Here is a 12,456-nt window from a genome sequence, read left to right as displayed (position 1 = left end):
GCTGGGCTTCGGGAATCTGGATGGCCGGTATCGCTTTCTTCCCGCACGGCCGGATGGGGGTGTCCAGGCCCCCCTTGAAGACCACGCGGTTGGGCGTGCCGGGAAGGTTCACCGCCAGTACTGCGCCGAGTACGCCCAGCGGCACCACCAGCAGCACCGAGGCCGGGATCGACCAGCTCTCGTAGAGCGCCGCCAGGCACAGGAACACGATCAGCAACGACAACCCCAGCAGCAGCGGGGCCTGGCTGCCCGACAGGCGCTCCTGCAACGACAGGCCGGTCCACTCCAGGCCCAGGCCGTTCGGCAGCTGGGCCACCAGGCGTTCGATTTCCTGCATGGCTTCGCCGGTGCTGCGGCCCGCTGCCGGCTCGCCGGAGACGTCGACCGCCGGGTAGCCGTTGTAGCGGGTCAACTGCGCGGGGCCCATCTTCCAGCTGGCGCTGACGAAGGACGACAACGGCACCATCTTGCCGGCGCTGTTGCGCACGTTCAGGCGCAGCAGGTCCTCGACCTGGCTGCGCTGGTCGCCCTCGGCCTGGATCACCACCCGCTGCATCCGGCCCTGGTTGGGAAAGTCGTTGATGTAGGCCGAGCCCAGGGCGGTGGACAGCAGGCTGCCGATATCGCCGAAGGACACGCCCAGGGCATTGGCTTGCTTGCGGTCGATCGCCAGTTGCACCTGGGGCGCCTCGGCCAGGGCGTTTTCCCGCACGTTGGCCAGGATCGGGCTCTTTTCCGCGGCCCGCAGCAGTTCGGTCCGGGCCTGCATCAGCGCTTCATGGCCGACGCCGCTACGGTCTTGCAGGCGGAACTCGAAGCCGCTGGAGGTGCCCAGGCCGTCGATCGGCGGCGGCAGGATGGCGTAGGCCACGGCATCCTTGATTTCGCCGAAGGCTGCGGTGGCGCGCTCGGCGATGCTCATCGCCGAATCGTCGCGGCCCCGTTGCGACCAGTCCTTGAGGGTGGTGAAGGCCAGCGCCGCGTTCTGCCCGTTACCCGAGAAGCTGAAGCCGAGGATGATGGTGCTGTCGCCCACGCCCGGTTCCGAGGCGTTGTGCGCCTCGATCTGTTCCACCACGCGAATGGTGCGGTTCTGGCTGGCACCCGGTGGCAGCTGGATATCGGTGAGGGTGTAGCCCTGGTCCTCGACCGGGAGGAACGAGGAGGGCAGGCGCACGAACAGCAGCGCCATGACCACCAGCAACGCCAGGTAGATCAGCAGGTAGCGCCCGCTGCGCTTGAGCGCATAGGCCACGCCACCCTGGTAGCTGTCGGTCAGGCGCTCGAAGCGGCGGTTGAACCAGCCGAAGAAGCCGCCACGCTCGTGATGCTCGCCGGCGGCGATGGGCTTGAGCAGGGTCGCGCACAGGGCCGGGGTCAGGGTCAGGGCCAGGAACGCCGAGAACAGGATCGAGGTGGCCATGGACAGCGAGAACTGCTGGTAGATCACCCCCACCGAGCCTGGCATGAAGGCCATCGGGATGAACACCGCCACCAGCACCAGGGTGATGCCGATGATCGCGCCGGTGATCTGCTGCATCGCCTTGCGCGTGGCTTCCCGGGGTGGCAGGCCCTCGTTGGCCATGATCCGTTCGACGTTCTCCACCACCACGATGGCGTCGTCCACCAGGATGCCGATGGCCAGCACCATGCCGAACATGGTCAGCACGTTGATGGAGAAACCCAGGGCCAGCATGGTGGCGAAGGTGCCCATCAGCGCCACCGGCACCACCAGGGTCGGGATCAGGGTGTAGCGGATGTTCTGCAGGAACAGCAGCATCACCAGGAACACCAGGACCATGGCTTCGAGCAGGGTGTAGAGCACCTTGGTGATCGAGACCTTGACGAACGGCGAGGTGTCGTAGGGGATCTTGTATTCCACGCCGGCGGGGAAGTAGCGCGACAGCTCGTCCATCTTCGCCCGGATCAGGGTCGCGGTGTTCAGCGCGTTGGCCCCGGGGGACAGCTGCACACCGACGGCGGTGGACTGCTTGCCGTTCAGGCGCGTGCCGAACTGGTATTCCTGGCTGCCCACTTCCACCCGCGCCACGTCGCCGATACGCACGGTGGAACCGTCGGGGTTGGCCTTGAGGACGATGTCGGCGAACTCTTCCGGGTTGCTCAGTTGGCCCTTGACCAGCACGGTGGCGGTGATTTCCTGGCTGGAAGGGCCGGGCAGGTCGCCGATGCTGCCTGCCGGTACCTGGGCGTTCTGCGCGGCCACGGCGGCGTTGACGTCGGCCGGGGTCAGGTTGAAGCCGATCAGCTTCTGCGGATCGAGCCAGATCCGCATGGCCCGTTCGGCGCCATACAACTGGGCCTTGCCGACGCCATCCAGGCGGCGGATCTCGTTCAGCACGCTGCGCGCCATGTAGTCGCTGAGCGCGACCTCGTCCAGGCGCCCGTCATTGGAGCTCAGGGTGATCAGCAGCAGGAAGCCGGCAGATACTTTCTCCACCTGCAGGCCTTGCTGGGTCACGGCCTGGGGCAGGCGTGGCTCCACCGCCTTGAGGCGGTTCTGCACGTCCACCTGGGCCAGCTCCGGGTTGGTGCCCGGTTGGAAGGTGGCGGTGATGGTGGCACTGCCCAGGCTGCTCTGGGACGAGAAGTACAGCAGGTGGTCGGCGCCGTTGAGCTCTTGCTCGATCAGGCTGACCACCGACTCGTCCATGGTCTGGGCCGAGGCACCCGGGTAGGTGGCGGCGATCTCGATCTGCGGCGGGGCGACGTTGGGGTACTGGGCCACCGGCAACTGGGGAATCGCCAGGGCGCCGCCGATCAGGATGAAGAAGGCGACCACCCAGGCGAATACCGGGCGGTCAATGAAGAATTGCGGCATCTGTAACTACCTATTGGCCTGGATTCTGGACGTGCGCGAGGGGGGCGTCATCGATCTCGACCTGCTCGCCGGGGCGGGCGTGCTGCAGCCCTTCGACGATGATCCGGTCGCCGGGCTTGAGACCGTCGGTGACTATCCAGCGGTCCTGCTGCACGCCGCCCAGGTGCACCGGGCGCTGTACCACGCGGTTTTCGGCGTCCACCAGCAACACCTGGGCGATACCGGCGCCGTCGCGCTGGATGGCCCGCTGCGGCACGCTGATGCCCTGGCGGTTGACCGCCTGCTCCAGGCGGACGCGGACGAAGCTGCCGGGCAGCAGGTCCAGTTCCGGGTTGGGGAACTCGCTGCGCAAGGTGATCTGGCCGGTGCCGGGGTCGACGCTGATATCGGCGAACAGCAGTTTGCCCGGTAGCGGATAGAGGCTGCCGTCGTCCTGCACCAGGGTGGCCTTGGCCTGGTCCTTGCCGACCTGCTGCAGTTGGCCGGCGCGCAGGGCCCGGCGCAGTTCGTTGAGCTCACGGGTGGACTGGGTCAGGTCGGCGTGGATCGGATCCAGCTGCTGGATCAGCGCCAGGGGCGTGCTTTCGCCCTGGCCCACCAGGGCACCTTCGGTGACCAGGGCGCGGCCGACCCGACCGGAAATCGGCGCGGTGACGGTGGCGTAGCCCAGGTTGAGCCTGGCCCGCTGCACCGCGGCCTGGTTGGCGGCGACTTCGGCGTCGGCCTGGCGCGCGGCGGAACGGGCGTTGTCGTATTCCTGGCCGCTGATGGCCTGGTCGGCGATCAGCCGCGAGTAGCGCTGCTCCTGCAGGCGAGCCTGGAACGCGGTGGCCTCGGCCTTGCGCAGGCTGGCCACGGCGCTGTCCAGGTCGGCCTTGAACGGCGCCGGGTCGATGCGGAACAGTACGTCGCCCTGCTTGACGTCCGAACCTTCGCGGAAGGTCCGTTGCAGCACCACGCCGGCCACCCGCGCGCGGACTTCGGCAATGCGCGGCGCGGCGATCCGCCCGCTCAATTCGCTGGTGATGGACAACGCCTGGCTGCGCACGATCTCGGTGCGGACCTTGACCGGTTCCGGTTTCTGTTCGCTGCCGGACTGGCCGCAGGCGCTCAGCGTCGCGGCCATGACCAGCAGGCAAAGCGGCGCGAAGAGTTTGTTCGACATACTGATACCCCAATGATGAACCCGGCATGCTAAGGGCATGGGGGTTAAGGCGCTGTGAAGCTATGTAGCCGCTGTGTGAAAAAATGTGAAGCGCACGAGCCTGTCGGGGCCGCGTTGTATATGCTTGGCAACCTTGCTGCTAGTTCCCGGCGCATCTATGGATAACGCCGGTTGTTCGTATTTCTTCAATAAAGATTTCTCTTCCATGGCCAATATCCTCCTTGTCGAAGACGACCCCGCGCTCTCCGAGCTGATTGCCAGCTACCTGGAACGCAACGGTTACCAGGTCAGCGTCATCAGCCGTGGCGACCAGGTGCGCGAGCGGGCCCGGAGCAACCCGCCGGACCTGGTGATCCTCGACCTGATGCTGCCGGGCCTGGATGGCTTGCAAGTGTGCCGGTTGCTGCGGGCCGACTCGGCCAGCCTGCCGATCCTGATGCTGACCGCCCGCGACGACAGCCACGACCAGGTGCTGGGCCTGGAAATGGGCGCCGACGACTATGTGACCAAGCCCTGCGAGCCGCGGGTGCTGTTGGCCCGGGTCCGGACCCTGTTGCGCCGCAGCAGCCTGGGCGAGCCGCAGACCGCCAGCGACCGGATCCTCATGGGCAACCTGTGCATCGATCTTTCGGAGCGCACCGTGACCTGGCGCGGGCAACTGGTGGAACTGTCCAGCGGCGAATACAACCTGCTGGTAGTACTGGCCCGGCATGCCGGCGAAGTGCTGAGCCGCGACCAGATCCTCCAGCGCTTGCGCGGCATCGAGTTCAACGGCACCGACCGTTCGGTGGACGTGGCCATCTCCAAGCTGCGGCGCAAGTTCGACGACCACGCCGGCGAGGCCCGCAAGATCAAGACCGTCTGGGGCAAGGGCTACCTGTTCAGCCGTTCCGAGTGGGAATGCTGAACCCATGCTTCGCATCCTGGTCCGGCTGTACCTGATCACCATCGTGGCCTTCAGTGCCGCGATGTACCTGGTCCCTGACCTGGTGATCAAGGTGTTTCACCAGCGCTTCATCGATTACAACCTGGCCAAGTCCCGGGGTTTGCAGGAACTGATCGCCAGGCAGTTCCGCGCCCAGCCCCCGGCGCAATGGCCGGCGCTCGCCAGGGAGATGGACGAGGACTTCCGCCCGTTGCAGGTGGCCCTGGTCCGCATCGACGATCCTGATTTCAGCGCCGACGAACGCGCCCGCCTGCTGGCTGGCAAGAAGGTGGTGCGGGTTGGCGACTGGGGTTCGCGGACCCTGGCGGTGTCGCCGTTGCACGAGCAGTTGGCGGTCAAGCTGGTGATGCCGCCGGACCCGCTGGACGTCAACCTGCTGTACTGGAGCATCAACGTCCTGATCGGCGCGGTGCTGCTGGCCTGCCTGCTGTTGTGGGTGCGTCCCCACTGGCGTGACCTGGAGCGCCTCAAGCGCACCGCCGAGCGCTTCGGCAAGGGCCATCTGGACGAGCGTACGCAGTTGCCGGCCAGCTCCAACATCGGCAGCCTGGCCCACGTGTTCGACACCATGGCCGGCGATATCGAGCAACTGCTGAACCAGCAGCGCGACCTGCTCAATGCGGTATCCCACGAATTGCGCACGCCGCTGACCCGGCTCGACTTCGGCCTGGCCCTGGCGTTGTCCGACGACTTGCCGGCAGCCAGCCGCGAGCGCCTGCAAGGGCTGGTGGCGCACATCCGCGAGCTGGATGAGCTGGTGCTGGAGCTGCTGTCCTACAGCCGCCTGCAGAACCCGGCCTGCTTGCCGGAGCAGATCGAGGTGGCCCTGGACGAGTTCATCGACAGCATCCTGGGCAGCGTCGACGACGAGCTGGAATCGGACCTGGTCATCGACGTGCTGCTGCACGGCACCCTGGAGCGTTTCACCCTGGACCCGCGCCTGACTGCGCGGGCCCTGCAGAACCTGTTGCGCAACGCCACCCGTTATTGCGAGAAGCGCATCCAGGTCGGGGTGCTGGTCAGCGACCAGGGGTGCGAGATTTGGGTCGACGATGACGGTATCGGCATCCCTGACGACGAGCGCGAGCGGGTGTTCGAACCCTTCTATCGCCTGGATCGCAGCCGCGATCGCTCCACCGGTGGCTTCGGCCTGGGCCTGGCCATCAGTCGCCGGGCCCTGGAGGCCCAGGGTGGCACCTTGACGGTGGAAGCCTCGCCACTGGGCGGCGCGCGGTTTCGCCTGAGCCTGCCCACGTCGCGCTGACGCGTCAGCCACCAGCCCCGGCAGGGGCGTGCTGACATTAATTTCATGTGGCCGGCGGCATGCAGGGTTTATCCTCAACGGCGCTTTCCCCTGACCAGGAGGTGCCTCATGAACGACCGGCCCATTCATCATGCCGCGGCCGATGGCTACAAGCAGGCGGCCGATACCTATGCTCGCGGCCGGCCGGGCTATCCGCCCGAGCTGGAGCCCTGGTTACGCCAGGTGCTGGAGCTGCAGCCGGGCAGGGTAGTGGTGGACCTGGGGGCCGGTACGGGCAAGTTCACCGCACGACTCCTGGCGACCGGCGCCCAGGTGATTGCCGTGGAGCCTGTGGCGCAGATGCGTGCCAAGCTGGCGCAGCAGTATCCCGATGCGCGGGCCTTGAATGGCAGCGCCGAGGCGATCCCGCTGCGCGAAGCCTCGGTGGATGTGCTGGCCTGTGCCCAGGCCTTTCATTGGTTCGCCAACCACCAGGCTCTGGATGAAATCCACCGGGTGCTCAAGCCCAATGGCAAGCTGGCGCTGGTGTGGAACCAGCGCGATGCGCGAGTGCCCTGGGTGGCGCACCTGGAGCGCATCGTCAATGCCCTGCAGGGCGATACGCCACGCTACTACACCGGGGCCTGGCGCCAGGCCTTTCCCCATCCTGGTTTCGGACCGTTGCAGGAGCAGCACTTCAGCCATGGGCACACGGGGCCCGTGCAAGATGTGATCTTCAATCGCGTGCGCTCCACCAGTTTCATCGCCGCGCTGCCTCAGGACCAGCGCGACGCGCTGGAGCGACAACTCGCCGAGCTGGTTGCCAGCGAACCCCAATTGCGGGACAGCCGCGAGGTGACCGTGCCTTATGAGACCGCCGCCTTCTACACGATAAAACAGGCCTGAACCGATCACCGAATGAGGCAGCAGGCCAGGTCCAGTCCTGTTTTTGGCCAATGCGCTGCCTTACGGGGCGCGCTTGCCGCTTGCTATAGTTCGGCCCTTGTTTGCTGACCAGAGAAGGATCGTCGCCATGTCCGAATACCAAGCCTTTCGTGTCGAGCTCGCCGATAACATCGCCCATGTGCAGATCAACCGGCCGGAAAAAATCAATGCCATGAACGCCGCGTTCTGGACTGAGATCGTCGATATCTTCCGCTGGATCGACGATACCGACGCGGTGCGAGTGGTGGTACTCAGTGGCGCCGGCAAGCATTTCTCCTCGGGCATCGACTTGATGCTGCTGGCCGGGGTGGCCAATGAGTTGGGCAAGGACGTGGGGCGCAACGCGCGCCTGCTGCGACGCAAGATCCTTGAACTGCAATCCTCGTTCAACGCCGTGGACAACTGCCGCAAGCCGGTGCTGGCGGCGATCCAGGGCTACTGCCTGGGCGGCGCCATCGACCTGATCAGCGCCTGCGACATGCGCTATGCCGCGGCCGACGCGCAGTTCTCGATCAAGGAAATCGATATCGGCATGGCCGCCGATGTCGGCACACTGCAACGTTTGCCACGTATCGTCGGCGACGGCATGCTGCGTGAGCTGGCCTACACCGGACGGACCTTCGGCGCCGAGGAGGCGCGCCAGATCGGCCTGGTCAATCGCACCTACGCCGATGCCTCCAGCCTGCTGGACGGGGTCATGGAAATCGCCCGGGAGATCGCCGCCAAGTCGCCGATCGCCGTGACCGGCACCAAGGAAATGCTCAGCTACATGCGCGACCACCGCATCGACGATGGCCTGGAGTACGTGGCCACCTGGAACGCCGCCATGCTCCAGTCCCACGACCTGCGCGTGGCCATCGCCGCCCACATGAGCAAACAGAAACCCCAATTCCTGGACTGACTGAAGATGATTGCACGCTGGACCACCGCAGTACTGGATACCGACCTTCCCGGCGGCTGGGCCGTGGCCCGTGGCCCGGAAGGCTTTCTCTACGACGACAATGGCGTGCTGTTCCCCCGGCACTGGCTCAAGAACCAGGACCTGCCGGTGCTGGCCGAGCATGGCCTCGGCCACCTCGATGGCGAGCCGGTGTACCTGCTCGAGCTCGCTTCCCGCGCCCAGGTCCAGGGCTGCGGCTGGAAAGGCCTGCGGGCCTTCATGCTGGAGAGCGACCATACCCTGTACAAGGTGCTCGGTTATGCCGCGCAGATCGGCACCTGGGCCCGGGAACACCGTTTCTGCGGCAGTTGCGGGAAACCCACGGTGCAGGTGCCGCTCGAACGTGCGATGTACTGCCAGGGTTGCGACCTGCGGGCCTATCCGCGGATCTCGCCGAGCATGATCGTGCTGATCACCCGTGGCGACGAAATCCTGCTGGCGCGTTCGCCACGCTTCGTGCCGGGGGTCTACAGCACCCTGGCAGGCTTCGCCGAGCCCGGCGAGTCGGCCGAGGATTGCCTGGTGCGCGAGGTGCGCGAGGAGGTGAGCATCGAGGTGCGCAACATCCAGTACGTGGGCAGCCAGTGCTGGCCGTTCCCGCACTCGATGATGCTGGGCTTCCATGCCGAGTATGCCGCTGGCGAGATCCTGCCCCAGGAAGACGAGATCGAGGATGCCCAGTGGTTCAACGTGCACGCGCTGCCGCCGTTGCCGGCGTCGCGCTCGATTGCCCGCTACCTGATCGACCTCTATGTGGCGCGTCGCCTAGGCCACGCTGAACCAGTGCTGCCAGGCTAGGCGCACGGTCAAGCCCAACACCACGGTGATGAACACCGGGCGAATGAACTTGGCACCACCGCTGATGGCGGTGCGTGCCCCGAAGAAGGCCCCGACCATCACCGACAGGCCCATGCTCAGGCCGATGATCCAATCCACCTGCCCGGAAAAGATGAACACCGCCAGCGCCGCGATATTGCTGACGAAGTTCATGCTGCGCGCCACGCCGCTGGCCTTGACCAGGTCGATGGGGTAGAGCAGCAGGCTGCTGACGGTCCAGAACGCCCCGGTGCCCGGACCGGCCACGCCGTCGTAGAAGCCCAGGCTGAAGCCCTGGGGCGATTGCCATTTCTTCTTGATCGGTGCCTCGCTGTCCAGCGGGGCCTTGGGCGTGCCGCCGAACAGCAGGTACAGGCCGCAGGCGAAGACGATCACCGGCAGCATCTTGTTCAGCCATTCGGCCGGCAGGTAGTGGGCAACTATGGCTCCGGTCAGGGCGCCGACCAGGGTGCCGACGATGGCGTGCATCCATTGCCGGGGGTGGAACAGCTTGCGCCGATAGAAGGTGAAGCTGGCGGTGGCCGAGCCGAAGGTCGAACTGAGCTTGTTGGTGCCCAGCACCAGGTGCGGTGGCAAGCCTGCGGTGAGCAGGGCCGGGGTGGTGAGCAGGCCGCCACCGCCGGCGATGGCATCGATGAAACCGGCGATGAAGGCCACGAGGGCGAGGATGGCGAGGGTGGTCAAGTCAACGCTGAGATCGAAAGGCATGGATTCGGCTTATTCGGCGGGAGCGCAAGGGGCTGCGCGAAAGGCCGATATCTTACCTGCATCGCGCGCCGCAGCGCGACTGCGACCAAGATCCTGGCTGCCGCCGTCGGTGCATGCTCAGCGCCGTCCGCGCCTCAGCTTTTCGGAGCGTTGCCGACCTTCCAGGCGAACGGCGGCTCGTTGCCATTGATCTGCCAGTCGCCGACGATCCGTGCCTTGTAGATCGCCGGATTGTGCGATGACACGGTGCGCGCATTGCGCCAGTGGCGGTCCAGGGCCTTGCCCCGGCGCACGTCCGAAGCCCCGAGGGCATTGAACAACTCGCTGGTGGCACGCTGGATCAGTTCGGTGACGGCGACCTGGGCCGTGGCCGATTCCAGTTCCGCCGCCAGGTTGGCTGCCTGTTCCTGCTCCGGGTCGCCGGCGAACCTTGCCAAGTAGGCACGCTGTGCCGGCTGGGCGGCCCGCAGGGTGGCGGCTTCGGCGACATACACCAGGGCGGCGATCTCGCCCACCACCTGTTGTACCTGGGCATCGGCGCTGGCTTGTGGCGCGTTGCCATGGCTGTAGACGCGCTGGCGCAGCCGTACCGCTTCGGCCACATCGCGCAGCGCCGCGCGGCCGATGCCGGCCAGGGTCGCCAGCAGTACCAACTGGTAGAAGGCGGTCTGGTACTTGAAGCGGGTGGCGAAGTCGATGACGTTGCCGGCCTCCACCCTGGCCTGGGTGAAACGCGCCGTGCCGCTGCCGGTGGTGCGCTGGCCGAAACCGTCCCAGTCGTCGCTCTGCTCGACGCCCGGCTGCCGGGTGCGAACGGCGGCGATCACGTTGTCACCGGTGTCGCTGCGCTGGGCATAGACATCGATCCAGTCGGAGAAAATGCTCCCGGTGCTGTAGAACTTCTCGCCGTCGAGCCGCCAGTGCTCGCCGTCCGGACTGACCTTGGTCAGCACTTGGCCGATCTCCACCGCGCCGATCTCGGTCCAGGCGCAGCCGACGATATCGCCCTCGACGAACCGCTTGAACCACAGGTCGCGCCCCGGGCCCGGGGCGGCATTGAGGCGGTCCTCGGCAAAGGCGAAGTGCCCGCGCAGGGCCTGGGGTACGTTGGCGTCGGCCTCGGCCAGCTCGATCAGCAACTGGAACAGCTGGGGCACGGAGGCGCCAGCGCCGCCGTAGGCCACTGGCACCCGCACCGCGCCGAACCCCGCCTCCTTGAGCCAGCGGATGGGTTCGTAGGGCAGCTCGCGCTGCTGCTCACGCTGTACCGCGCCCTCGGCAATACGCTGGAAGATCGGCCGGAAGCGCTCGGCCAGGGGCTCGTAGTCGACCCCCGTGGACAATGGATTGATCACCTGGTGTTCGGTCATGGCATGGCTCCGCAATCGGCAGGAAAAGACAAAAGGTCCCGCTGGTGATTGCACACAGCGTGCCGACTGTCATGGCTGCGGTTTTGCTGGCCGAGCCCGTGCCCAGTCCGCCGGCAACTGTTGCCCTGGCAACAGCCCTGCAACAAATAGCTATCCTCGGTACTTCCCACGCGCTGTGCCGATCCGTGAAAACCACCCGTAGAGCGCGGGCTCGTGTAGCCGCTGCCGCCGGCTGCGCACGGGCACGCAGCGGCCGCCAGGTGAGGTCGTGGCGGGGTTGGCACATATGCTGCTCGGGGCCTGGGTACCTTCCCAGTCCCGAGGACCGAACCATGAGTCAGCAATCCGTGAAATTCGCCTATTGGGTGCCCAATGTCAGCGGTGGCCTGGTGGTCAGCAAGATCGAGCAGCGTACCCACTGGGGCATCGACTACAACCGCAAGCTGGCGCAGATCGCCGAGGCCGCCGGTTTCGAATACGCCCTGACGCAGATCCGCTTCACCGCCGGCTACGGTGCCGAGTACCAGCAGGAGTCGGTGGCTTTCAGCCATGCGTTGCTGGCCGCCACCAGCAAGCTCAAGGTGATCGCGGCGATCCTGCCCGGGCCCTGGCAACCGGCGTTGGCGGCCAAGCAATTGGCGACCATCGACCAGCTGACCGAAGGTCGCATCGCGGTGAACATCGTCAGTGGCTGGTTCAAGGGCGAGTTCCAGGCCATCGGCGAGCATTGGCTGGAGCATGACGAGCGCTATCGCCGTTCCGAGGAATTCATCCGCTGCCTGCGTGGGGTGTGGAGCGAGGATCACTTCACCTTCAGGGGCGATTTCTACCGCTTCGACAACTACAGCCTCAAGCCCAAGCCCCTGGGCCAGCCCGAGATCTTCCAGGGCGGCAGTTCCCGAGCGGCCCGGGACATGGCCGCCAGGGTTTCGGACTGGTACTTCACCAATGGCAACAGCGTGGAAGGGATCAAGGCCCAGGTGGAGGACATCCGCGCCAAGGCCGCGGCCAACCAGCACCAGGTGAAGATCGGGGTAAATGCCTTCGTGATTGCCCGGGATACCGAGCAAGAGGCGCGGGCGGTGTTGCAGCAGATCATCGACCAGGCCGACCCGGAGGCGGTCCGGGCCTTCGGCGAGGCGGCCAGGCAGGCCGGCAAGGCTTCGCCGGAGGGCGAGGGTAACTGGGCCAAGTCGAGCTTCGAGGACCTGGTGCAGTACAACGATGGTTTCAAGACCAACCTGATCGGGACGCCGGAGCAGATTGCCCGGCGAATCGTCGAACTCAAGGCGGTGGGGGTGGACCTGGTGCTGGCGGGATTCCTGCACTTCCAGGAAGAAGTGGAGTATTTCGGCCGCCACGTGTTGCCCCTGGTGCGCGAACTGGAGGCCCAGGCCGGGCAGGACTCCGCGGCCTGATGCGTCGAAGGCCCTGCGGGCCAGTGGCTACAGATCGGGCTTCGT

10 protein-coding genes are annotated in these 12,456 nt (G+C 66.2%); 6 read left to right on the top strand and 4 right to left on the bottom strand.

Annotated features, from left to right (window positions below; all coding sequences use genetic code 11):
* A partial coding sequence (locus ACK6AU_RS29445; RefSeq protein ID WP_409303150.1) for a multidrug efflux RND transporter permease subunit occupies positions 1-2,839 on the bottom strand: 2,839 nt, incomplete at its 3' end.
* A gap of 10 nt (positions 2,840-2,849) precedes the next feature.
* Positions 2,850-4,004, bottom strand: a complete 1,155-nt coding sequence (locus tag ACK6AU_RS29440; protein ID WP_409303148.1) for an efflux RND transporter periplasmic adaptor subunit — start codon at positions 4,002-4,004, stop codon at positions 2,850-2,852.
* Positions 4,005-4,209: 205 nt separating this feature from the next.
* On the opposite strand from ACK6AU_RS29440, the gene ACK6AU_RS29435 reads away from it, so the two are divergent.
* The 5 genes from ACK6AU_RS29435 (at position 4,210) to nudC (ending at position 8,876) form a co-directional block, all read left to right on the top strand.
* Positions 4,210-4,911: a response regulator transcription factor gene (locus tag ACK6AU_RS29435; RefSeq protein WP_185698749.1), complete on the top strand. Its 702-nt coding sequence runs from the start codon at positions 4,210-4,212 to the stop codon at positions 4,909-4,911.
* A gap of 4 nt (positions 4,912-4,915) precedes the next feature.
* Positions 4,916-6,214: an ATP-binding protein gene (locus ACK6AU_RS29430; protein ID WP_185698750.1), complete on the top strand. Its 1,299-nt coding sequence runs from the start codon at positions 4,916-4,918 to the stop codon at positions 6,212-6,214.
* Between the two features lie 108 nt (positions 6,215-6,322).
* Positions 6,323-7,099 carry a methyltransferase domain-containing protein gene (locus ACK6AU_RS29425; RefSeq protein WP_409303145.1) on the top strand — a complete coding sequence of 259 codons (777 nt, stop codon included), beginning with the start codon at positions 6,323-6,325 and terminating at the stop codon, positions 7,097-7,099.
* 127 nt (positions 7,100-7,226) lie between these two features.
* Positions 7,227-8,039 (top strand): crotonase/enoyl-CoA hydratase family protein, encoded by an 813-nt coding sequence (locus ACK6AU_RS29420; RefSeq protein ID WP_409303143.1) that lies wholly within the window; start codon positions 7,227-7,229, stop codon positions 8,037-8,039.
* A gap of 6 nt (positions 8,040-8,045) precedes the next feature.
* Positions 8,046-8,876, top strand: coding sequence for an NAD(+) diphosphatase (gene nudC / locus ACK6AU_RS29415; protein WP_185698753.1), 831 nt, complete (start codon positions 8,046-8,048; stop codon positions 8,874-8,876).
* Here the strand turns inward: nudC and ACK6AU_RS29410 are convergent.
* Together ACK6AU_RS29410 and ACK6AU_RS29405 are read right to left on the bottom strand one after the other, a co-directional pair.
* Positions 8,844-9,623 carry a TSUP family transporter gene (locus tag ACK6AU_RS29410; RefSeq protein ID WP_185698754.1) on the bottom strand — a complete coding sequence of 260 codons (780 nt, stop codon included), beginning with the start codon at positions 9,621-9,623 and terminating at the stop codon, positions 8,844-8,846. The two genes, nudC and ACK6AU_RS29410, sit on opposite strands and share 33 nt — an antisense overlap.
* 134 nt (positions 9,624-9,757) lie before the next feature.
* Positions 9,758-10,993, bottom strand: coding sequence for an acyl-CoA dehydrogenase family protein (locus tag ACK6AU_RS29405; protein WP_409303140.1), 1,236 nt, complete (start codon positions 10,991-10,993; stop codon positions 9,758-9,760).
* A 332-nt stretch (positions 10,994-11,325) separates the two neighbouring features.
* On the opposite strand from ACK6AU_RS29405, the gene sfnG reads away from it, so the two are divergent.
* Positions 11,326-12,411 (top strand): dimethylsulfone monooxygenase SfnG, encoded by a 1,086-nt coding sequence (gene sfnG / locus ACK6AU_RS29400; protein ID WP_409303138.1) that lies wholly within the window; start codon positions 11,326-11,328, stop codon positions 12,409-12,411.
* Positions 12,412-12,456: the final 45 nt, after the last annotated feature.

The sequence above is a fragment of the Pseudomonas sp. KCJK8993 genome, from assembly GCF_046230915.1.
GTDB classification, from domain to species: Bacteria; Pseudomonadota; Gammaproteobacteria; order Pseudomonadales; family Pseudomonadaceae; genus Aquipseudomonas; species Aquipseudomonas piscis.
This window is presented reverse-complemented; position numbering and strand designations above follow the sequence as displayed.